General features: G+C 35.8%; 20 protein-coding genes and 1 pseudogene. 5 read left to right on the top strand and 16 right to left on the bottom strand.

The features are described 5' to 3' along the window. Positions 1-28: 28 nt before the first annotated feature. The 4 genes from SJY45_RS05195 to SJY45_RS05180 all read right to left on the bottom strand — a co-directional run bounded on the left by SJY45_RS05195 (position 29) and on the right by SJY45_RS05180 (position 4572). The gene (locus SJY45_RS05195) at positions 29-1099 is read right to left on the bottom strand and encodes a hypothetical protein (protein WP_400073522.1); all 1071 of its coding nucleotides are present in this window, start codon (positions 1097-1099) and stop codon (positions 29-31) included. 92 nt (positions 1100-1191) lie between these two features. After that, positions 1192-2301: an alpha/beta fold hydrolase gene (locus SJY45_RS05190; RefSeq protein ID WP_400073521.1), complete on the bottom strand. Its 1110-nt coding sequence runs from the start codon at positions 2299-2301 to the stop codon at positions 1192-1194. Positions 2302-2768: 467 nt separating this feature from the next. After that, on the bottom strand, positions 2769-3170 hold the full coding sequence (locus tag SJY45_RS05185; RefSeq protein ID WP_400073520.1) for a hypothetical protein: 402 nt from the start codon (positions 3168-3170) through the stop codon (positions 2769-2771). Between the two features lie 493 nt (positions 3171-3663). Continuing rightward, positions 3664-4572, bottom strand: coding sequence for an MBL fold metallo-hydrolase (locus SJY45_RS05180; RefSeq protein WP_215440157.1), 909 nt, complete (start codon positions 4570-4572; stop codon positions 3664-3666). 427 nt (positions 4573-4999) lie between these two features. On the opposite strand from SJY45_RS05180, the gene SJY45_RS05175 reads away from it, so the two are divergent. The 3 genes from SJY45_RS05175 (at position 5000) to SJY45_RS05165 (ending at position 7894) form a co-directional block, all read left to right on the top strand. After that, positions 5000-5689: a cupin domain-containing protein gene (locus tag SJY45_RS05175; RefSeq protein WP_215440159.1), complete on the top strand. Its 690-nt coding sequence runs from the start codon at positions 5000-5002 to the stop codon at positions 5687-5689. 176 nt (positions 5690-5865) lie between these two features. Beyond that, the gene (locus tag SJY45_RS05170; protein ID WP_215912576.1) at positions 5866-6732 is read left to right on the top strand and encodes an AraC family transcriptional regulator; all 867 of its coding nucleotides are present in this window, start codon (positions 5866-5868) and stop codon (positions 6730-6732) included. 31 nt (positions 6733-6763) lie between these two features. Then, on the top strand, positions 6764-7894 hold the full coding sequence (locus SJY45_RS05165; RefSeq protein WP_400073519.1) for an acyl-CoA dehydrogenase family protein: 1131 nt from the start codon (positions 6764-6766) through the stop codon (positions 7892-7894). Between the two features lie 260 nt (positions 7895-8154). Here SJY45_RS05165 and SJY45_RS05160 read toward each other — a convergent pair whose 3' ends face one another. Together SJY45_RS05160 and SJY45_RS05155 are read right to left on the bottom strand one after the other, a co-directional pair. Next, positions 8155-9180, bottom strand: coding sequence for a metallophosphoesterase family protein (locus SJY45_RS05160; RefSeq protein ID WP_400073518.1), 1026 nt, complete (start codon positions 9178-9180; stop codon positions 8155-8157). 198 nt (positions 9181-9378) lie between these two features. Next, on the bottom strand, positions 9379-10083 hold the full coding sequence (locus tag SJY45_RS05155) for a hypothetical protein (protein WP_400073517.1): 705 nt from the start codon (positions 10081-10083) through the stop codon (positions 9379-9381). Between the two features lie 376 nt (positions 10084-10459). Here SJY45_RS05155 and SJY45_RS05150 point away from each other — a divergent pair, with 376 nt between their 5' ends. Then, positions 10460-11533, top strand: a complete 1074-nt coding sequence (locus tag SJY45_RS05150) for an IS110 family transposase (protein WP_400073479.1) — start codon at positions 10460-10462, stop codon at positions 11531-11533. Between the two features lie 146 nt (positions 11534-11679). Here SJY45_RS05150 and SJY45_RS05145 read toward each other — a convergent pair whose 3' ends face one another. Then, entirely contained in the window at positions 11680-13449 is a 1770-nt protein-coding gene (locus SJY45_RS05145; protein WP_400073516.1) for a DUF4209 domain-containing protein, read from the bottom strand. Positions 13450-13608: 159 nt separating this feature from the next. Further along, a complete protein-coding gene (locus tag SJY45_RS05140) occupies positions 13609-14505 on the bottom strand; it encodes a hypothetical protein (protein WP_400073515.1) in 897 nt (298 codons plus the stop codon). A 114-nt stretch (positions 14506-14619) separates the two neighbouring features. Here SJY45_RS05140 and xerA point away from each other — a divergent pair, with 114 nt between their 5' ends. Next, on the top strand, positions 14620-15438 hold the full coding sequence (gene xerA / locus SJY45_RS05135) for a site-specific tyrosine recombinase/integron integrase (protein WP_400073514.1): 819 nt from the start codon (positions 14620-14622) through the stop codon (positions 15436-15438). 104 nt (positions 15439-15542) lie between these two features. On the opposite strand, the pseudogene SJY45_RS05130 reads toward xerA, so the two are convergent. The 8 genes and pseudogenes from SJY45_RS05130 to SJY45_RS05095 form a co-directional block, all read right to left on the bottom strand. After that, positions 15543-15710 (bottom strand): annotated as a pseudogene (locus tag SJY45_RS05130) (alkaline phosphatase); the annotation flags it as partial. 143 nt (positions 15711-15853) lie between these two features. Beyond that, a complete protein-coding gene (locus SJY45_RS05125; protein ID WP_400073513.1) occupies positions 15854-16333 on the bottom strand; it encodes a DUF4625 domain-containing protein in 480 nt (159 codons plus the stop codon). A 59-nt stretch (positions 16334-16392) separates the two neighbouring features. Then, positions 16393-17208 carry a DUF4625 domain-containing protein gene (locus tag SJY45_RS05120; RefSeq protein ID WP_400073512.1) on the bottom strand — a complete coding sequence of 272 codons (816 nt, stop codon included), beginning with the start codon at positions 17206-17208 and terminating at the stop codon, positions 16393-16395. A gap of 70 nt (positions 17209-17278) precedes the next feature. After that, positions 17279-19657 carry a TonB-dependent receptor domain-containing protein gene (locus SJY45_RS05115; protein ID WP_400073511.1) on the bottom strand — a complete coding sequence of 793 codons (2379 nt, stop codon included), beginning with the start codon at positions 19655-19657 and terminating at the stop codon, positions 17279-17281. A 985-nt stretch (positions 19658-20642) separates the two neighbouring features. After that, positions 20643-22049: a metallophosphoesterase gene (locus SJY45_RS05110; protein WP_400073510.1), complete on the bottom strand. Its 1407-nt coding sequence runs from the start codon at positions 22047-22049 to the stop codon at positions 20643-20645. A gap of 23 nt (positions 22050-22072) precedes the next feature. Continuing rightward, the gene (locus SJY45_RS05105) at positions 22073-22924 is read right to left on the bottom strand and encodes a glycerophosphodiester phosphodiesterase family protein (RefSeq protein WP_400073509.1); all 852 of its coding nucleotides are present in this window, start codon (positions 22922-22924) and stop codon (positions 22073-22075) included. A 10-nt stretch (positions 22925-22934) separates the two neighbouring features. Next, positions 22935-23075: a hypothetical protein gene (locus tag SJY45_RS05100; RefSeq protein ID WP_400073508.1), complete on the bottom strand. Its 141-nt coding sequence runs from the start codon at positions 23073-23075 to the stop codon at positions 22935-22937. Position 23076: 1 nt separating this feature from the next. Further along, entirely contained in the window at positions 23077-23892 is an 816-nt protein-coding gene (locus tag SJY45_RS05095) for a glycerophosphodiester phosphodiesterase family protein (protein ID WP_400073507.1), read from the bottom strand.

The following is a 23892-nucleotide window of genomic DNA, read 5'->3' as shown; positions in this document are numbered from 1 at the left end:
TTTATATAATTTCAAAAAATGATATTGATTATAGTTGTTTTGCTAATAGCAATTCCAAAGCTTCCTTCAAATGTGTTCTCCACGCTGTATGTACATCATCAAAACCAACAACATGAGCACCTTTGGTATTAAGGAAATCAATTTCATCTTCAGTTAGTTTACCAACATTGGCATCCTTTAAGGCATGGTAATAAATTAGATTGGATAGGTCTGTGTTCTTCAACAATTCCGAATATCTCTTATAACCATAAGCAGCAGCAACCTTGTGTGAATTGATCATCATTAAATCCTCAGCTTTTTGCTCCACCTTTGTACTAATAGCATCTTCTTTAAAACCGGCGTCAATTCCTTCGGAATATGCCCTCCAAACTTCTTCCGCAATATCTAATCTGCCTACCATGAGTAAATACCCGTCTGCAATATTACCAAACTTGGAAATATAGTCTTGCCCTGCAAAACAACCATACGATATACCTACAATAAAGACCTTTTTATTTTCAGACTTAAAATAACTAACAAGCTCATGTAACATTGCGGAAGTTTTTGTTCCCAACATTTTGGCTTTGTCAAATGAAATTTCTTTCTCTAACATTGTTTGAGGTTCTATAGTCTGGGCTTGATGCGTATTTATAATGAAGTATTTAGTTTCATCAATTTCTCCTTTCTCTTTAAAAATAGCTTTTACTTCATCGGTAAACAATCTAGGGAAAGGGCCTCCTTGTGCAATAAGTACTATGGTATCACTTTTTGAGTTACCAAACGAATATCCTAATTTCTTCAACTTCTCAGGAATGCCTTCATAGGCTATGGATATGTTTCCTGTTTCTACTTCAGCTTTAACAACTACAAGTATCTTATAATTTCCATCCTTGTCAACAAACATTTGAGGTGTCAATTTTTTCTGCATTACTAATGGGATAACCTCTTTAAATGTTGTTGGTGTTCCGTTTTCATAATACACCAACCCGACATTAGAGGGTGGATTTTTCATTAATTCCTCATAGGATATTAGTCGTAAACTATCTGGAACAAACGAGTAGTTTTGAGCGTTACACAATGCAGATGTGAAAAGGAAGATTACAAATACTAGATTTTTCATATGGTTTATTTGATTATTCTTTGCAAAGGTTTATTCATGAAACGTAGTCAGTTGCTTGCGCTATTTTTCATATACATTGTTAAGGGTAGTAATTATTTTTCCAGTATTTCATTGATATATATTGAACGATATTTTTCTGGATATTCAATTTGTACACCGTGCGTTCCATTTTCAAACAAAAACCATTTTTTAGATGGCGCTATAATTGAATCAAAATACATTTTTGCTACAGGCGTTTCGGTAAAATGGTCATTGTCTCCTTGTAATATATAAACGGGCACTTTCAATTCAGGAATATCACGCATTAAGTTCATATCTATTGCAGTAGGTAGTAAAATCTTAGCTGCAGGATAGTAGGATTCAGGACTATTTATCATATCAGTAAATTTTTCCTTAAAGGTTAACCCATTATCTAAAAACATACTTTTAATAAAATTAAAGTCGGTATCAAGTTTTATTGGCGCATACTTCATTACAATTTGTCGTTCTATTTCAAAGGCTTCGGTTACTGAATTTTTTGAGTTTTTAACGTAAGGAGGTCTCCCAATTTGTTTTAATTGACTGATTGAAACGGTATCATTATGTTTTTGCGATTCAGACATTGCAAATTCATAGGATAACTCTTCTGAAAGTGATAGGTTGGCCATTAGACCACTACCAATATAGGCGTGATATAATTCAGGCTGTTTTTGAACCATATAAGCTGCTACTGCTGTTCCCCATGATAAACCTTCAATGTAAATTTTATCTTTTTTAAAAGTCTTTTTCAATTGATTTGATAGTTCCAAACCATCATCTACTATATGGTCTAAGGTAATGGACGAGTCAGGTATGCTATCATTATAAGCTAGTCCGGAGCCTCTTTGTTCCCAATAGCAAACCGTAAATATATCTTCTAGATCAATTCCTGATAGTTTGTAAATTACCGGTAAAATTGGTGCACCCGGTCCTCCGTGAACTATTAGTAATACGGGGTTATTTTTATCTTTCCCTCTAATGGTAACCCTTTGTTGCACTCCATTTATAGTCATATCCTCATGTGTAGCTATACTATTTGGAAGTACATTGCCCTTTTCATCTAAAAAAGGTTCTTCTTCTCCAGAACTGTTGATTCTGATGATAAGTAATACAACTAAAATAAACGCAATAAGTGCCCCCACTAAAACCAAAAGCCATTTTCCTATTTTCTTTACTATTTTCATATGTTCATAATCAATTCTGTGTTTTTATTATTACCGCTAACGTTTGAGTGATGAATGGTATGGGAGCAGACTGGGGCTTGCTTTCCACCATGTACATAGCTAAATCTTACGGTTTTGATTTATATTTTCTGGCCAGAACCAAAACCCGTATTGTTTATTGGTTGTGGCGTAGCCAGTTTTTTCCAAGCTACCAAGTCAATATTCCGTTCAGTAGTAGATAATTTTGGTCTAATAAGGAATTGAATAATACCTGTCAAAAGCTCTGCGGATTATTATAATTTAAAATCAAACCCAGAAATTTTTTCTGGGTTTGAGAATCAATAAGACAAGTTTAGTTACTCTTTTGAAGGGGGTTGTAGTGTGTAGCCCATAGAGGTCATCACATTCAACTGATCGTAGTAATGGGCAATCATCGTAATTTTACCGTTTTCTAAAAAACAGGTTACCTGCGCAGGTATCGGAATCTCTTAACCGGTTTTCTTAGAGCTAATGGTATCGGTAGTCCAAACCATGACCCACTCGCCCTCGTTTATACCACCGGTTACTTTTATGGGGGCATAGGACGTGTTTTCGTCAATCTTATGTTTAGTGGTTGCGAAGCTTTCCTTGTAATATTCGGATAACTGCGTGGGGTTTATTACGTTTGAAGGACCTCCGGTTAGACCATAAATCTTTGCATCATCTGCTAATTGCGCTACCATAGTTTGCACATCTTCGTTTTGAAGTGCATTTACGTAATTAGATACGATTGCTACATTTACTTCGGCATTCTCGAAATCCATAGTAGCCGAAATTTCTTGTGCGTTAAAGATTAACGGAGTGAAAAATAAAGTAAGCGTAAAAAGCATAATCTTTCTAATTGTTCTCATAATATATAATTGTTGGTTATTATTCTACTCAATTGGTTGATTTACAACAAATGGGGGAATAATGTTTCTGGCAATAAATACTAGGGGAACTAACTTACTTTAATAGAAACCTAAACTATTAATTTTTTTAGATATAAGTACAAAATATTCTAAATAATTGAAATTTAAAAATTTATAGTATAACTGGATTCATGTGGAATTCCTGATATAAAAATCAAAACGGTTAAAAAAAGTTACTTTCTGCTTGGCTGGATACTTCTTAGAATAATAAGTAATAGATGCTAGGTAATTGTATCCAGAACTAATCTAGAAAAATTGAAGAAGTATTGTATTGAATGGTCTGGTGTATGATTTCGTTGCGTTGGTTAGCACTTAACTTTGCAATCACGCAACAAGACGGAAATTCCACAGAAATTGCCAAAGTAGGCGAGAACAAGCAATTACTTATAGCCATTGTTTTAAAACGTTTTTCAATAATACTTCAGTTATTTGGTTATTGATAACTCTTTATTTTCTCAATTACACTTTTTCTTAAAGTTGTATCGATATTTCTTTTGAACTCTTCTGTTGTTAAAATTAGTGGATTTTTTTCTGTTGATTTTCTTGATTTAAGTAATTTCATATCATCTAATAAATTATTTACAAACGGATGGTTTGAAATTTGAGCATCCACACCATTCTTAATCGCAAATGATTCAAAATAATTAAGCGATTTCAGATATTTTTTATTTTCTTCTAGAGTATTGGGCAACCCTGTTCCTCCCCAAATTGAAACAGCATGATTTATATTATTATCAGTTGTATTGATTACTAATGAAATAGCACCTTTAGTATGGCCTGGTGTTAACAATACTCTTATGTTAGTTTCCCCAAGAGATATAATTTCTTTGTCATCTACTTTTTGATAGGATTGAGGTAGTGGTAAATCACTTGATTTATTTCCAAAAGGATCTACTAAAACGAGTGCATTAGGGTCTTGAAGACCATTCCAGGCAACTTCGCTCATTAGAATTTTGGATTTATAGGTTTTCTCAATAAAATTAGCGCCACCATAATGATCGGCATGCTCGTGAGTAACCAATAGATACTTAATATCTTTAGGGTTTAATCCAAGTTTTTCTATGCCAGGAATAATAACATTCTTTGCATCATTATTAGTCCACATGGCGTCTATTAATATTATTCCCTGTGTAGTATTTACAATAAATGCTCCCACACCTCCATAACCAACAAAGTAAATATTATCAAACAATTTTGTAGGTTCAACAATCTCTGTATTGAATAGTGGTGAATCACTAAGATCAATTTTTTCGTGAGAAGTTGAAATAGTTTCTTCTCTCTTCTTTTTAGAATTACATCCCAATATAAGTACTGTGAAAACTAGTAAAATTATGTTTTTCATGTTGAGATTTTAAATGTTTTACAACGGTTTAGCTATGAGCATTACGGGCGCAAACTAACGTTTGTTTTCCGCCACAAACACACATAGCTAAAGCTTTTTGATATAATTTATTTTTTCTTGTCCAGAGCAAAATCCAAAAGATTTGGCGTATATTCTAAATATGCCCAAATTTTAATCAAGCAGCTAAACGCCTAGTTATTACAGCCATTGTGGCAATAGTTTTTTTATAAAAACTGTATATATAGTGCTTGGTATTCTTTAGTCGTAACTGACATTCAGCAAGTTTTAAATGGGTATATTTTTTTCAAAATTATTGTTTTGACACGCTTAGTCAATTTATTGAAAGCCGCAGTCAGTTAAAGTACCTTTATTCTCTATAGATTTGATTCGTATAATAAAGTTACTAATAATCATAAATTCTTCAACCATGCTTAAAAACAAAAAGGACCTAAAATTTATAAAGTTAGCTGCCATAATTATGGTGTTCACAGTCGCTCAAAGTTGTGGTGAAAACGTAAATAAACCAGAAAAAAAAGAGGATTCGGTGGCAGTACTTTCTCTTAAAGAAGAAGCTCATACTCATGATAATTCCACACATACGCACACGAGTAAGAGAATAATTACGCCAAATGACGCCCAACAACTGTGGATATTTCCTGAGCGTAAAGACAAACTCGGGTCCGGAGGATTACTTCAAATTTATATGGATCCTGAAAGTCACCCAGATGCTTCTTCAGGTTTTTCAAAATACGAGTTGGGAGTGGGTGGGGCTTTACCAGAACACAAGCATAATAAAACAGAAGAAATTGCTTATTTTCTTTCAGGAACAGGTGTAGTAATTAGTTATGAGAATGATGAGCGTAAAGAAACAATCGTTAAAGAGGGCTATGTATGGTATACTGCACCGGGAGAATGGCATTCCTTTCAAAATACGGGCAAGGAACCTTTAAAATTGGTATTTGCTACGGTACCAAATGCTAAGCATGGTCTGTTGGACTTCTTTAAAAAGGTAGGGGTAAAGCCTGAAACAGAACCATCTAATACGCTTAGTGCAGAGGAATTTGCCAAATTAGCAGCCGACAACGACCTGATATTAAAACCTTCAAAAATTGAATAGAAATAAGTTCTTGGCTTTATACTAAACAGACGTGATTACTTAAATCTTTATTTAATAAGAATATAGGGCATTGAGAGATTTATTACTTAAAATATTATTGGTCATTGTCTAAGTTGGTTATTATGACTTCATTCTCTTAAAAAGCTGTACTTTTCTAAAAGAAAAATATATAAATAATGGGTAATGGTTACGACATAGCAAAAAGAACACCTACGTTCAAGAAAATTGAAGTGTCGTCACTTATGTTTTCGGAATATAGATGTGCAGAGACAAAATCAATATTCACCGCTTGGAACCACTTAAATTATTTTATTTATGTGCTAGAAGGTAAAAAGAAATGGCGAACGCTAGAGAACAGTTATATGGTTAATGCCAATGAGGTACTTTTTGTAAAAAAAGGGGCAAATATAATTGAGAAGTATTTTGACTCTGATTTTTGCGCCATAGTAATCTTTATTCCCGATTCTTATGTCAAGGATTTTATGTCACAAAAACCTGAAATTGGTGCCAATCTAAACAGTAATCTTCAAAGTGACAGTGCAATTCCTGTGAAAATGGATAGAACTTTAAGTACTTATTTTACCTCAATATTAGATTACTTTACCAATGATGAAAAGCCTTCAAAATATCTGATAGAAATAAAATTTCAAGAATTATTGGTCAATATTTTGTCACTGCCATCCAACCCTGAAATAGGCAGCTATTTTAAACAGATTGCCCAAGAAGTTAAACCATCTATTAAAAACATAATGGAGGCCAACTTTGTTTATAATTTATCGCTCGTTGATTTTGCAAGACTATCACACAGAAGTTTAAGTACTTTTAATCGCGACTTTTATAGCGTTTATGGAATGTCACCAGGAAAATGGCTTACTAAACAAAGGCTTATTCATGCGAAACTATTATTGGAGAATACCAATCTAAAAGTATATGAAGTGGCTTTTGATAGTGGCTTTGAAAGTCCTGCCCATTTTGCAAGAGTATTCAAGCACGAGAATGGTATTACCCCTTTAAAATTTCAAAAAGCGCAACTGTCAGTTTAAGAGGTTTCCCAGAAAAAAATTCAGTAGTATTATGAATATTCATGAAAGTAAGGTGACCGAAACAACTTCAAAGCAATGGCTAAATCTAATAGACCAGCTTGGAGACCAATTGGCTGCAAACGGATTTGCTCACGATCAGGCTGATACCTTTGTAGCCAATAATTATCAATTGTTGAAGGAACAAGGATATTTAACGGCTATGATACCAAGAGCATTGGGAGGCGCTGGTGTTTCCTTTACTGATATGTGTGCTATATTGGTCAAAATAGCGCAGTATTGCCCTTCTACGGCATTGGCATTGTCCATGCACCAACACCTTCTTGCGGCAAATATCTGGAAATATAAACATGAAGGCATAGGCGAAGAATTCTTAAAAGAAGTAGTGGATAAAAACCTAGTGCTGGTCAGCACAGGTGCACGTGACTGGCTAGAGTCTAATGGAACCATGAAAAAAGTTGATAATGGTTATTTGGTCTCAGCAAGAAAGCAATTTGCAAGCCAATCTGCAATAGGTGATTTCTTGGTTACCAGCATACCTTATAATGATTCAGAAGAGGGATGGCAAGTACTTCATTTTACAGTATCTATGAAATCTGAAGGAATACAGCTATTGGATGACTGGCACACATTGGGGATGCGCGGAACAGGTTCGCAGACAGTAATTCTTAATAATGTGTTTATTTCAGAAGACTCCATAGTGATGAAGAGAGCAAAAGGCGAGTTCCCTATGTTTTGGAATGTGGTATTAACCGTTGCGTTGCCGTTAATAATGGCTCCCTACGTAGGGATTGCAGAAAAAGCGATGAAGATTACTTTAGAAAAATCGAAAAAGAGTAGACTTCATGAAACTACTATTTTACTTGGGGAAGTTTATAATAGCTACACATTGTCCAAAGTGCTACATAAAGACATGCTCAAAATAGCCAATGATTTAGATTTTAAATCTGAGGAAAGAATAGGTGTTGAAATGTTAACTAGAAAAACTTTGGTTGCGAATGCATGTAAAGAAACTGTGAATAAGGCCATGGAAACGGTAGGCGGTCAAAGTTTTTACAGAAAATACGAATTGGAGCGACTCTTTCGTGACATGCAAGCGGTTGGTTTTCATACATTACCTGAAAAGAAACAGCAGCATTTTACAGGCGATTTTTTATTGAAATAGCAAATTTTTGACAACGTGTTTGCATATGGTTTGTTGCGAGTTTAAGCAACTAATATGGTAATTACAAACAGAAGAGAAAATCCGCGAGGGTTTTGGTAAGCAGGCTCGCACTAGCAATTAATTTTATACAGTGTTGGCATATGTATTTCCATGTTAATTATTTTAACTACACACAGCCTTTCCAGAGGTTAGGAAATGTAAATCCTTTCTTCTTGTTCATTGCAGCAAGTGTGAAGGAAATTAAATTTCATCACCAGCAATTATAAAATTAACTTTTTATCCTGTTTGTCCATTGGTAAAAAGGTGATATCCAAATAACCTCCACTGGCGTTATCATCAGTAACTATTTGAGGTTTTCCTTTAATCATTTCAATAGAGTTTTGATGGACATGCCCTGCAAAAATGCCCAACAGATTTGGAGCAGTAAAAACTTTCTTGTGAAAATTAAGTGTTGTTTGAGTATGTCCACTTTCTGGCCATTTAGGACGTCTTTCTATTTCAAAATTGCGATCTGTGGCAGCTCGCCAATTCGGATTTCCGCAACCAAATAATACGTTCTTCCCAGGAGCATACATTGGAATATGTACCAATAAAACCAAAGGAAGACCACTAGCAACCTGTTCCATAAAAAATGTTAATTGCTCCTCATTAATTTGGTAGGTAGAATTATCTATTGCCAAAAATCTGATTCCTTTGATATCATAAGCCGCCATTAAAGAGTGATTGCCCTGATACAAGGGCAGTAATCGCTTTTCAATCCACGTATCGCGTAGAGACTCCAACGTGCCTTCCATCCCTTCGTAATGCCAATCGTGATTCCCTGCTATATAAATGTACGGAATGCCCGTATCCTTCAATTTTGATTGAACCCACTCTATTGCCGCTTCAGACGGGAAACTAAAAATATCTCCGTTCAAAATAATAACATCGGCATTTACTTCTTTCGCAAATGCTAGTGTTTGTTCAAAAGCTTCCTCCGGATTCGTTTCTATTTGGGTTTTAAAATGTGTAGTTTGGTTATAAGCCTTTGCCATTCGATTACTATACTTTTGGTAAGGAGTTCCTCTTTCATCATCTTTAAACAAATGCGTATCGGCTATATGAACTACCTTTATTGCCTCATTAATTACATCAGCATAAAAGAACACTTTTTGCTGGTCTATAGTAGTACATACCTTAACAGGTTTCTTTATTTTCTTATGAGTTGTTTTTGCAAAAGAAGTTGTTGTAAGTCCAAGCCCCATTAGGGCTGTGGTAGTTCTTCTAAAAAATGATCGACGTTTCATAAAATTTGGTTATTGTAATAAAAATATAGAATATTATCAGGCCTTTTTATTTTCCAAATGCATGCCAACGGTCTCGTACAAGAATAGTTGCGTGGTTTAGCATCTAACTTTCCAAGTACAAACCTAATAGAAAATCCACGAGGATTTTCGTAAGTAGGCTCGAAACAAGCAATTAATTTTATACGTTGTTGTGCAACGTTATTTTTTCAATCCGCTTTTGTAATCCCCTATTGTAAAGTGAATTTTATTTTTAAATAATTCCTTGTACGATTCTTTCGGTTTTACCCATAGCCCTAACTGTAAATGTTTATTATGATTAAATCCCATATATTCTTCTCCAACTAGTCTAACCGATACGTATCCATTTTTTTTATTATAACCTAAAACAGCAAAACTATTCGATTTAAATTTCGCATAACCTAAACTATTGATGGTATCCATAAAAACTTCAAAAGAATTGATTGATTGAAAATCTATTTTTCTTTCATCCATATTCTTCTTTACCCAATTATCATCTTTAAGTGCTTTAATAATACTCTCTTCCAAAAAAATATCTGACAAGGAAATCGCTTTATTGTTATCCAAATCTATAGTTAGAACATTTAAAGTATTACTAGGAACTCCGCAAGCAATAACTCCTCCTTCTCCAGATTCATAACTATAATAAGTACCAACTAATGAAAGTGGATTATTATAAAATTCATAATTCACAATACATTCATCTGTTTTTTCTTGTTCAGTCAATTCTTTTAAATCTCTTTCTGCATTATATATTTCTTTGCCTTTAAAGAATGCGCTTTTTTTGTTGATTATAAGTTCTTGCTTTTTAAAAAGAGTGGTGTCTTTTTGGCAAAATCCTTTTATAGATAATAGGCTAATTATTATAATGATGTTGATTTTCATTTTAATGTGGTGCAACGGTTCGGCTCGTATGTTTGTTTCTATAGTTGAAGATAAGATATTTAAAATAATGCATTAGCTTAAACGAAAGTGTGATTACGTGGTTCGGCTAGATACTGAATATGGATATCGTCGCTTAGGTTTACACACTTTTCAAGCTAATATTTTAAAACATTAGCTTGGTTACTTAACAACAGGCTTAAATAGGAGGGACAGCGAGGTCTCGGCTAGATACATTCAGATGATATCGTTTCATAGGTTTTCCGCCCTTCTATAATTTTCTTTGAATCCGGACAGTACCTAGATCCTAAAAGTTCAGAGATCGAATCAAATGCGAGCAAGGATGCAAAAGAGAATTCTGGCCTTAAAGAAATAGGATATGGAAAAGCGTTTAAAACAAAGTTTAGGTATCGATGTTTCCAAGTTGAATTTATCATTGTCATTAGGTTTCCTAAGTGAAAGGCTGGTCAAGGAATTTAAGTCCCACCCAGATGTTTCCAATGATGTCTCCGGTTACAAGGAGCTTTCAAAATGGTTGGGCAAATCAATTGACAATACTGTTGAGTTGTTGGTTGTCATGGAAGCTACAGGGGTTTACCATCAGGGTATTGCTCATTATTTGCATAAACAGGGTTACGCTGTTTGTGTAATGCAATCCGGTCGCGTAAAGCGTTATGCCCAGAGTTTGGACCAACGGTCGAAGACCGATGCCTTGGATAGTAGAATGCTAAGTATGCTCGGTCTTGAGAGATCCATTCGTCTTTGGAGACCGCCCAGTAAAGAACTACAGCAGTTAAAAGCGTTGAGCAGGGAACGAAGTTCTTTGTTAAAGGACAGGACGATAGAGAACAATCGCCAGGGGGCCATCGAATCGAGTGTTTATAGCAATTCCAAAGCCTTGAAAAGGCATAAGAACAGACTGAAGCTTTTCAACGGTCAGATAGAACTAATAGAACAGGAAATGCAAGAACTTACCTCCAAGAACGAGGTGTTGAAAAGGAAGATCGGTTTTATGACAAGTATTCCCGGTATTTCCTATATTTCTGCGGCTACGGTTATTGGAGAGACCTTAGGGTTTGAATCAATAGTGAACGCAAAACAACTGACGAGCTATGCAGGTTACGACGTTGTATTGCGTGAATCCGGTAACTTCAAGGGAAAGACCAGGATCAGCAAAAAAGGAAACAGTCATATACGGGCAGCTTTACATATGCCATCGATGACCTGTGTGCGCTGTAACCCAACATTAAAACAATTCTACAATAGACTTAAACCAAAGAAAGCAAAGCCATTAGTAGCCTTAATAGCGGTTCAAAGAAAATTACTGATATTGATGTACACGCTTTGGAAAAATGAAGAGGTTTATGATGCCGATTTTGAAACAAAAAAGCAGCAAAAGCATAAAGCCCTTACTGCGCGGGATAACAAATTGATTACTCAACCTGTTTCCTAAAATATCAAAGAAAAAACTTGTTTTTTAACACAGTACCTATGAGTAGTTGCGTGGTTTAGCACTAAACTTTGCAAGTACACACCAAACTGAAAATCCGCGAGGATTTTCAGAAGTAGGCGAGAACAAGCAATTACTTATAGCCATTGTTAGCTGCTGGTTTTTTCGTTAAACGTATATTTTCCAAGTCTCAAAATACAGAAAAAAACTAAAGACACAGCCTGTAAATTGTAATCAGAAAATTCTAAAAATGAATGAGCTATATTATTCCTCAAGTTTTTTCCTTTTCTAGTGAATGTATACTTAAACAATTCAATGTCCTTTTCTGTAAAGTACTTTTTTGTTGTTTGGTTTTCTAATAATTCCTCAAGTAATTGTTCTTTTAATTCTCCATTTTTAGAGGTAGATGTATTACCTCTAGACAATCTGATAAAGTCTCTTAATGCACCTTCGAATTTTAAAGTCAAAGAATCCATTGCTAAAATGAAGTTGTTGATTTTATTAGTATTCATTAAAACCGAGAGTTCAAATTGAGAAAAAAGATTATGGATTCCTGGTGCAAGCATTGTTAACCAGTTCGAGTTTTGGTCAATTTCATTGTCGGTCATTCCTCGTTTGAATTTAGTACCATACCAAGTTTGAGATTCAAAAAAGTCATAGATTTTGTAATAATTGAGTTTACCTGTTAAAATTCCGTCTACAAAAACTTTTAGGAAGAGACTGAAACATTTAACTCCGTGGGAAATTGTATAACTCTGGATGACTTCTTTATCAATTTTTTCTGAATCCTTTAAATTCTTGAAGTTGCTGTTTATATCAAAAACACTTGTGCTAAATAAATTATGAATTGAGTTTTTAATACTTTTCTTGGCATTTTCTAGATTTTCAATTGGGTCAACTAGAATGTCTTCATTAATTGAGAAGAAAGCAAGTATTCCCTCTGTTGGCATATCCAATATGACTTTTGATTTCATATCGAGATAACTATTAAACATTTCTGTTTCCTTTTCTCCAAGTTGCCAACTTACTTTTCCGAGTTTTACCGTCTGCTTAAGACGATTATACTCTTTAAGATTTTCTTCTGCTTCTTCCAGCTTACCTGCAAGTCTTAAATATTTTGCCTTTGTTCCAATTGTGGTATACTTTACAAAGTCTGTATCCTCTTGATGCTGTTCTAGAATTAAGTCTTCGTTTTTGGCTAATAACTCATACAGTTCATTTAACGGAAGTTCTAGTAAATTATAAAGTCGTATACCAGTTTCTAATTTTTGCTTATTTGAAAAATATGATACAGGATTTTCTTCTTCAATCCAACTTGGTAATTTTAAAGCAATATCATTTAGTTCCTGTTTAGTAAGGATATTATTTTCTAGAATAGAATTTAAAATATTTGGTTTAAACCAATTTGGTAAGTCATTAACAAGCGTAATTGCGACTTCTTTGGCGACTTCTGTTTTCTTCTTTGTTTTCTTTGATATATGTAAAATTGCCGAAAGAATTATGGGCAACTCGCGAGCTTCCTCCGATTTAATTCTATTGATTGTAGCAACATAATTATCAATAGCTATTTCAGCATATTTATGATGCTTAATTTCTTGCCAGAGCAATTGAGAATATCTTGATTTTAGCCAAGTATTTTGCGTAAATTCTAATCGCTGTTTAATATATTCAATGTCCTCTTTTTCTAAACCAATTGCTGTTATTTGACCTTGCGAATCTGTGACTTGAACGTTTGTAACTAACTCGCCTTTATTTAGATTGTAGTTTAGTGATTTTCTTTCTACAATAATTTTCTTTTCCCAATCACCTTTGATTTTTGCAGTTACTTTCAGTTCTCGATGAATGTTCCATATACTCAATGAATTCAAATTTTCAATTGAGTCGTAAAAGTCTTTTAATTCATCTGGAATTTCATTCATAGGTTTTGGTCAAACTTGCAGCTAACGGTCTTGTATATGAAAAGTAGCGGATTTTTAGCACTAACTTTTCGGATTATAACAGACCTTTGTTATATTAATTATCTTTGCTTTAAGCACTTAAACCGCTATTTTTTATATACGTTGTTGGCACCAGTTTTTTTAATCCGTCCAGTTTTCCATTGTTCCATCTTCATTAAACCAAATCTCTATAAATACTTTTTCCTCTGTTGGTTTTCCTTTCCGTTTTATAATGTCAAATTGCAATTCTGATAGTGCTTTTTTAACAGATTTTACACAAAAAATGTACTCTCTTTTAGTGTCCCAATATTGTTCAATCTGTTCCTCGGTTTGATAATCTGTCATTATCACATCAGTTATTTTTCCATTTTTCCCAATCACGACTGTATATTTTTCTCCACAATCAAATTTGTCCAATTTTGTCCATTTATAATTCTTAATATGGTCAAATAAAATGTTGCTGATAGAATCTCTGTCCATTCTATCTATTCCGTTTTCTGAATCTACGTAATTTACTTCGTTACTAACTTCAATTATTTTTCCATTTTCTATTTTTATTGCTGTCTCATAGAGAAAAACTCTTTCGAATACTCCATCCCAACGTATGATTTTGTTTTCTTTAGATTTTTCTGGAAAACTAATATTTCCGCTATACCAGTTTATAAAAACTTTGTTGGATTTGACTTTATCTCCAAATATTTTTTTGATATAGTTAGTTGGTTTTTGATTTTTGTTTTCCAGAGAGTGGCAATCAATGATTGCACTTACAAATAAACTGTCATTTTCTATTTTGTAAATGGCTTGATAACCTCTCCAACAGTTCATAGAAGTTCCTAACTGACCATCTATTGAGTTTCTGAAACTCAAATCAAATAATCGTCCATTATCATCTTTCCGAGTTTGTAGATATTGTTCGACCAATAAGTTGTATGTCGGAATTGTGTCGTTCTTGTAAATTATGTAATCAGGAACTTGAGGACTCGCAATTAAATCGGTCAAGATTAAGATTGTAAAAATTGCTGTAAAAGTCCATTTCATATTTCTGTGGTCAAATTGGTGCCAACTAGTGGATATGCGGCAAATTCCACATAACCATCGTATTAGGTTTAAATTTAATACTTTTTTAGAATTAATTAGTATATTAGACATAATATGTCCATTCCTGATTTTGTGAAAATATTGGAGGTTAAACGGTATAGTAAAAATACGATTGACAGTTATTCTTCAATTGTAAAGATGGCCGAGCATTTTTTCCAAAAAACCTTAAACCGAGTGAGCGAAACGGAGCTGCAAAGGTATTTTTACCACATGGTGCATACCAAAAAAGTTTCTTACTCCTATCAGAAACAGATTGCAATGGCTTTGAAGCTCTACTATAAGGAGATGTTCAGGCAAAATATTAATCTAGAATTTTTATTTCCCAGTAGGAAGCCTGAAAAACTTCCTGTGATAATTTCAAAAACGGAAATTCTAAAAATCATTCAATGTGCCAAAAACGTTAAACATAAAAGCATGATTGCCCTTACCTATAGTGCGGGTTTGAGGGTTGGCGAACTAATAGACTTAAAAATCATGGACATAAACTCATCTAGGATGGTTATACATGTTAAATCTGCAAAAGGCAACAAAGACCGCATAATTCCCTTATCCGAAAAAATTCTAATTATGCTTCGTATGTATTACAAAGAATTTTCACCAAAGCTCTTTTTGTTCGAAGGTCAAAAAGGGGGGAAGTACTCTAGTTCAAGCTTTAATAAATTACTTAAGGCGGCGGCGAAAAGAGCAAAAATCAATAAACGGATTACAGCACATACCTTAAGACACAGTTATGCTACGCACCTTTTGGAAAAAGGAACTGATATAAGGGTGATACAAAAGCTACTCGGTCACAATTCAATTAAGACAACAATGATTTATACCCAAGTTGCAGAACCTACTTTGTTAAATGTGGTCAGTCCTTTTGATGATTAAAGCAATCACTAAACTTAGTTGATACACTTATTCCTGAAACTATCATACTAATAAGGTAAAATGCGGTCATTTAGTGTTTCTATTCTGTATGAGGGTAAAAATCATTAAAACGTATTTTCAACCTCCGCTGCTTCCAGCATAAGGTAGTGCAGGTCCGTATTTTTTATAAAGGGTTTCAACAGTTGGCTTCCCGGTCCGTACATGGCCAGTTCTACATAATCGGCAGAATGCTGCATACCGGTCCAACCCACGGAATTATGTTTTAGTTGTATTTTGGTCAAAGCTTTAAATAAAAATTTTCTTTCATGTGTAGAATATGATTTAACAATGAAGTTTTTTACCGCGCCTAAAAAACCAACAATCGTAATTATCGCTTCCATATGGTAAAAGGTTTGTTTAAGCTTATGGGTGTTTTTTACTCCACGATTTTTATATCTATGGAAGTTCGGCTTTGCCAGCCGGTTGCATCTGTAACCGAATAGGCACAGTGGTAATCGCCGGTATCAACATCGTTTGGTATGGTTACGGCAATATTTATTTCGTAACTGGTCAGGGAGCCTTCAATCGTATAGTTTTCAACAAAAATTAAGGGATTTACAGGGGATTGAACTTCGCCTAATTCACATTTCGCTACTTGGTCGTCATGGGTATGATGGTCAAAATTATGGTGGATATCAATACTGTAAGCGGCCAGTTCACTATTATCGGTCACCATGGCCCTAAAATTATAGGTTTCTCCTCTGGTCAACAATGTGCAACCTTGTGGAAAACCTTCTGTATAATTAACGCTGATAGTAGGCTTTTCTTCATCTATGTCATCACTGTTATCGTTAGAGCATGCAGCGGTTAACAAAATAAAGGATGCTAAATAGAAATATTTTAATGAGAACTTCATTTTATGCGATTTAAAACCGCATAGCACTTCTAAGTACTATGCGGTGTTATTGGATTTAGTTACTCGGTAACAGTTAAATGTGTGTCATATTCTTTAGTATTGTCATCTTCATCTTCCACAGTAAAAACCATGTGGTACTCACCTGCAGGAGCAGTAGCCGGCACATCAATATGTTTGTGGAACTCGGCATCGGTCAGTTCGTGGTATCCTTCTGTGTACTCAGATTCAAAATGCCACTCTTCTTCGCCTTCGGCAAGCGTTAGTCCGTGTGCGTGAATATCAACGGTAATACCATGTATACCGTTTACGGCACTGATCATAAATTCGGCATGAAAATCTTCGCCTCTGGCAACGGTTTCATCAATGGAAAAATCGCTTAAAATAATAATGTCCATAATTTCAAGGTGACCTTCTACCTCTGTGCTGTTCCCTAGTTCATCGGTTACCAAAAGTTCAATATGGTATTCACCTGAAGGAATATCTGCAGGGATATCTATATGCTCATGAAATTCTGGATTAATTACTAAGTATTTAGCATCCGTAAATACCTTTTCAAATTCCCAGTCTACTTCTCCTTCTTCGGCAGTTACGTCATCTGAATGAATTGAAAGTGTTATACTGCTTACGGTAGCTTCTGCACTGATTTCTGCCGCTAGATGAAGGTCAGAACCTTTAAAAGCATATGCTTCTTCTGATTGATGGTCGTGGTCTTCACCCTCGTCATGGTGACCTTCTCCGTACTCAAAACTGGTAATGATAGGAGCATTCATTTCAATAGCCCCATCATCATCACTACTACAGGATTGTAAAAAGAGTCCGGCGGAAGCAACGATTGCTAAAAATTTTAAATTTGGTTTCATACTAGTTGTTTTCATGGGTTTTAATTTTTAATTTGATTACTGATTACTGATTACTGATTACTGATTACTGATTACTGATTACTGATTACTGATTTTGAAAAGGTATTGTTAGGGATAATGAGATGTTTCTACCGGCTTCTGGCACATCTATGAGTCTGTAGAAACTGGTGTGATTAAAATATTTAGTATCGAATACGTTGTTCAGTTTTACACGCATTTCCAGTGGCAAATCGTTCTTAAAAACATCTACTTGCGTTAAAAAAGACATGTTCAACACTTGATAGCCGTCCGTCTTTTCTTCCGGAGGTACAATTTCTTCTTGGGCCGCTGTAATTCTAAAATCGGCGATCAATTGCGGCTTCTTAAATAATAGTAGCTTGTTGAATTCATATCTAGCGGAGAGCAAGCCGGATAATGGAGGGGAAAACGGCAGTGTAAATCCTTCCTTTGCGCCACTGGTCTGCCTGGAATACACGTATTCTACAGAGGCATCTACCTGTAGGTTTTTAGTAATGGCAGTGCTTGCGTTAAACTCGCCACCAATTCTAAAGACCTTGGCTTGCGTATACTCATAAATCTGTATGGTTTCGTAATAGCTTGATGTTGGGTTGAGGTAAATGTAATTTTGAAATAGGTTTACAAACGGACTCACACCTACGGTAAATGATTTCTCTGTATGGTCTACGGCCAAATCTAGCTGATACGATATTTCCGGGTTCAAACTAATATTCCCTTTTTCATAACGGTACATGTGATAGTTAACACCGTCCGATGCCAATTCATTGGCCAATGGCATTCTAAAGCTTCGGCCAACGTTTATTTTGTAACTGGTTTTATTATTGATGTAGCTGAGCCCTAAAGAAGCACTTAGGCTACCAAAATCCAGTGTTTTGTCTTTTGACCGTTGCAGGAAAATGTATGATGTAGAGCCATCTTCGTTATTTACGGTGGAAGGGAACCAATCATAATACGCTTTGGTATCTACACGGCCAACATCATAACGTAGGCCTGCTAGAACATGAAAATTAGAATTGACCTCAAATTGATCGTATGCAAAAAGACCAGCGGTAAAACGGTTGTATTCGGGAATTAAAAATCCCCATCCGCCTATATTGTTGTTCTGGTACTCCGTATTTAAACCTACCACCATGTCATGTTGATCAGTGGGTTGAAAGGCATCCCGAAAATTTAACGAGTAGGTATTTTTAATAAATAATCTTTCTTTGGTTTCTGGAGGTGTTGGCATATAGCCATGAGGAACAGGCTCAGAATGTTCTTCCCGGTTATTGTTCTGATAACCAAGGTCTAGGTGTAGCTGATGCTCCCCAACCCGTATTGAAGTATTGTTCGTAATTTTAAAGTGATTGACCTTGTGATAGGGAAGGTCTATATCTCTGCTAGAGCTGTCATAATCTATACTGGAAGTTCTAACTTCTAAACCATGTGCATTTGCAAAGAATCCGTTTTTGGCGTTCACATTACTAAATACGGTTTCAGATTTTAGGCCATTAGAAACAAAACCGATTCCTAGACTTGCATCCGCTTCGTTTCCGGCCGTATTCCTTAAATTATTTTCATGCAATTCAAATATGTAATTCTCATAATTGATCTGATCAGCCGGTACCTTATAGTCGCCATAATCCCTATAAGTTAGGCGCCCGCGATAAAACCATTTGTCTTTTCTAGCCGTAACACCTGCAGAAATGCCCAGCAGATCATTGTTGCTTTCGCCCAAAATATTCACTTCGCCATCAAAAGAATTGGGTAACGGTGTTTGGTTTGGCTGTATATCTACAACACCTGCAATGGCATCAGACCCGTATAATAAAGAAGCCGGACCTTTGATAATCTGTATGTTTTCGATACCGTGTTGGTCAATTTCCAGGCCGTGATCATTGCCCCATTGCTGTGCTTCGTGCTTTATGCCGTTCTGTACCACGGCAACGCGGTTAAAACCCAGTCCGCGAATCACGGGTTTGGATTGTCCCGAACCAATGTTTATAGTGCTGACCCCAGCAATTTTGCTCAAGGTCTGCATTAGCGTGTTTTCCCTGTTCTGATCAAGAAATTCCTTGGATACCGACCTAGTGACTATGGGAACTTCTAAAGCTTCTCTTTTTTTGGTTTTTCCATTGACTTTTACTTCGTCTAATTCGGTAGCGGACTCATGCAAGAATACGGTTAGTTCTTCCGTATTTTGATTAACATCAACACTAATGGTTATAGGTTCGCAACCAATATGAGATATTGTAAAGGAGTACGAGCCCTTAGCCACATTGTTTAGGATAAACGCGCCATTTTCCGTTGAAACGGCATACAATTTTTTGCCAACAATAGTGGCACCCTGTGCCGGCGATAAGTCTTTTGCGTGCAATACATTTCCTTTAATTTGAAAAGTTTCTTGTGCGAACGCTGTGGCGCATAGACTAAAGAATAGCCATATACCTAGTATTTTATGAAACATAATGGAGTACTAAAAGATAATAATCTGTTGTCCCAGGAAAGGGGCTAGGTGAGCCTATACTTAGAGCTGTTGAGGTAAGTAGTCAGTTACTTGGTACATGGAATCACGACCATAGTTCTAGAGTAAAAAACAATTAAACTTTTGTCTATGAAACTAACCAGTAATTACAGCGTATAGGAGTGCTTAGATTATAAATGGTGGGGGCCGTGAAAAAAGCTGGTCCGTGGCAATTAAACTCGAACCGACAAAGCTATAAATTTCGTTTGCCGTTTCTTGAAGTAAGTATATTGTATTCTCAATTGCCGAATTCGGAGATTCAGGAGTAATAGCAGGAGTTAAATTAATGGTGTTTACATGGAGACAAATAGAGCATTCCACACCATGTTTATCTTCATCTGTATGTGAAAATACGTGAAGGCCTGCCATTTTTGTAGTAATGAACAGGGCAAGGAGGAGAAACGTTATACTATTTCTTAAACGACCATTCTTCATTAGAAAAACTACTGAACTAAAAATATTATGAATCTAACCTTTAATAAAGCTATTGCCTGCAATTGACTGTAGCTTGTAAACTTTTGTTGTTCACTATAAACGCTCATTAACATATTGTCCAATGGAAACTTTACTATTGGATTCTCTTATGTTCAATGGCTGTGTGACACAGCCGTTACGTCGGCAAAATTAATAATAAAAACCATTAATGCAACTGAATTGCGATTATAATGCAATTAAGGTGCAATAATGATAAGGATAAAGGAGTGTCATAAATTCGAATGTGCAAGTGAAATTAGGGTAGGTAAGGCTCTTTGTTGTTTTTTATGAATAGGATTACAGCATATATGTGAAAAAACCAAAAAGACGATAACTCCATATATTATACAAAAGCATGTTCCATTGCATAATGAAGATGAGGATTCACATATACATTACTACGGAATTTTACTTATTATTACGGTGATGTAAGGGTATAAGACCACTATAAGATTTACTCCCCAATCAGATCCTTTTTCAACCGTAAAGGAAGTTCTACTTCTTGATTGATGAGTTTTTTTGCTCCGGTATCATCTTTTTGTAATTCAAAACTATCGTACAATCCTCCTAAAGGTGTAAAGGCTTGGTATTTTATGGTGTTTTTAGAAACCGTAATAATCTGGAACAATTGAGTGAATTCACCACGGCGGGCCATCCATTCCTGATCTTGGGATTCATACATTTTAGGACCACTAACGGATACGGCATAGATAGTCCCAACATCTGAAATAATGGTTTTGCCTAGGTCTTTGTTTAGGTCGTTTCCACGGGCATAGGTGTGGTCATGGCCTTGCAATACCAAATCCACCTTGTACTTGTCAATTAAGGGTTTTAACGCTTCCCGTAATACTTTGTTATCACGCCCCTTAGCGGTAGAATAAATAGGGTAGTGCATAAAAAGCGTTATCCATTTACGGGTATTTGTGGATAGGGTTTTTTCAAGCCATTCCAATACTTTTTTACGAGATTTAGGGTGCTCATCAAACTGTTCCGCATCAAAGGAAATCAACTTCATATTTTGGTAGTCCAGTGTGTAATAGGTTTCCATATCCTCCAATTGAGGACCGTTTTGCGGCAGGTTGAACTGGGGTTTCCACAGTTTGGAAAGCTCCCCATCCTTATACTCATGATTACCGGGCGTCATTACGCTTGGTACTGTAGCGTGAATGTAGCTGCCTGCGTAAAACCATTCACCCCATTCCTCATTGGATTCACTTTGATTAATCAAATCACCGGCATGCAGCATAAAATCCACATTCGGCACCATTTTGTAGGATTTGCGAATGACTCGAGACCACATGGATTTTACATCGTTCTGCGCATCTCCAAAATATACAAAGCTGAAAGGGGTATTTATATCTGCATCGGGCATTTCTATTTGAAACCATTCGCTCCAAGTATTCGCGTTCGGTGTTCCATATCCAACACGGTATACATAAATTTTACCAGGTTCTAGACTGTCTACCAAAGCCGAATGGTAAGCAGCAAGCACTTTGGGTTCTTCGTCCCGTATATTTTCGTTCTCGAACAGTTGTGTTTTGGCCAATATTCTCCTAGAATTACCGGATAGTCGTAATTCCGGCCCATGGGATTCTAGGGCAACTTCTACAAAAGCGGAATCTACGGATTGCTGGGTGCGCCAGTTTACGGCAAAACTATGGGCCGGGTCCGCAGTTAGATTAACAATAATACGATCAGGAACTTCAGAGGGAAATATTAATTTATGAGCAGCTATCTTAGAAAAAGATTTGTAATGGCTGTGGCCATGGGTATTAAGGTCTTCGTTGACTTGGGCGTAACCAATATTTACGATTAACAAAGTTAGAAGGCTTAAAATGAGGGTAAATGGTTTTAGTTTCATCTGATGCGGCATTATGGAATAGGTTACTTTTCGATTAAAAGAAATTCATTTAATTCCTCTGGAAGGTCTGTTTGAATGATATTAATGTTTTTTTGCTTTAATAAGGCTTTAAAACCGGAATTCTTCTCGGTTTTTTCCATGCTGTCATATTTGCCCAAAGCATTCATCCATACTCGAACGTTAGCATCTAAAATATGCTTCATAAGTGCATCATCATAATAACTTTCATCAACGTGGATGACTTTAATGTAATCCCACTTTAGAATTTCTTCTACTTCATCCTGGCTATGGGCCCTAGGCATAATTTTAATGTCCGGACTTTTCTCATGAAGTTTTGGAGATAGCTTATGATTGTACAAAAAGAAGATAATTTGCTCTTCCATATTATGTTTTTTGATTAGCGCAAGGGCTTTGTCAATATGTTTAGGAGCAGCTTTAAAGTCCACATCAATTAAAATTTTCCCTTTTGTTTCTAAAAGCACTTCTTCAAAAGTAGGAACCTGTTCTTCGGTCGGGTGGTTATTATGTTTAAGATGAAGTTGCTGTATTTGCTCATAACTGAGCATCTCAACTTTACCAGTACCATTGGTGGTTCGGTCTACGGTACGGTCGTGCATTACCACTAATTTATCATCTTTGGTAACCCTGATGTCCAATTCAACAATTTCTACTCCCAAACGGATGCTTTCACGGATGGCAGCAATTGAGTTTTCCGGATAATTCTGGTGAGCGGCCCTATGGGCCGCCACTAGAATCTTTTCGGGTCGTTCATTAAAATCATGTAAAATACTATCTGCCTTTGTTGTTTGACAGAAACCTTGGTTGAAGCACAAAAAAGCAAAAACAATAGTGCTCAGGTTTATTTTTAGATTCATTTTATCAATTTTAATTCACGGTTTTCATGGTTCTTAAACCTTTGCTTTCAAGATAGCGAAGCAATTCTTCAGGTCTATCCGTCATGATTGCGTTGGCACCTTGTTCCAATAACCAGCCCCAAGCTTTGTCAGGACCTTGCAATAGAGCCATTTCATTCTGTTCTACCGGCACATAATTCATCCCAGAGAGCAATTGCTAAAAAACCATCTCCATTAGTTTTCATTTGTGATTTGGCTATTAAAAGCGGTTGGGCTTGTTCGGTATCAAAGATAGTTTCGTAGTAGAACGGATTAATGTCTTTTTCATATCCTTGGTATAGCTCTTTTACTTTTGGATTCTTGTACCAAAGTTTGGGCATGTATATAATGCTATCCATAAGGGAACCGTATTTTTGGCGCATCACCTTAACGTCATCATTACCTTTAAAAATAGCATGGTCTACGGTTCCGGTCTTCTTTAAAACTTCATACGACTCCCTTACCCATTTACTTTCGGTCTTGTCCAAGTTTACCATGACCTTACCTTTTACCAAGTTCATGACCTCCTCTAGTGTGGGCACCTGTTGGTTGGAATGCCTAACTCCAGCAGCATTTTTAAGGCGAAATTGTTTTATCTCCGCCAAGGTCAACTCATTTACTTTTCCACTTCCGTCAGTTGTTCTATCCACCGTAGTGTCATGCATAGCCACTAGATGACCATCTTTAGTAAGCCTAAAATCCAATTCAATTACATCAATACCCAAGTCAATACACCTTTGAACGGCCATTAATGAATTTTCAGGTGCATAGCGCCAATCTCCTCTGTGGGAAATGGCAACGATATATTCCGCAGACGGATTTTTAAGCTGATGTAAAATTTGCGTGGCTTTGCTTTTGGATGCGTTGTGGGACTCCTGTCCCACAACCATTTGCATTCCAAATATCAAAAACAAAAACCCTTTAACGGTGTATTTTATCTGTTTCTTCAT

The organism is Zobellia russellii (genome assembly GCF_044597075.1).
GTDB classification, from domain to species: Bacteria; Bacteroidota; Bacteroidia; order Flavobacteriales; family Flavobacteriaceae; genus Zobellia; species Zobellia russellii.
This window is presented reverse-complemented; position numbering and strand designations above follow the sequence as displayed.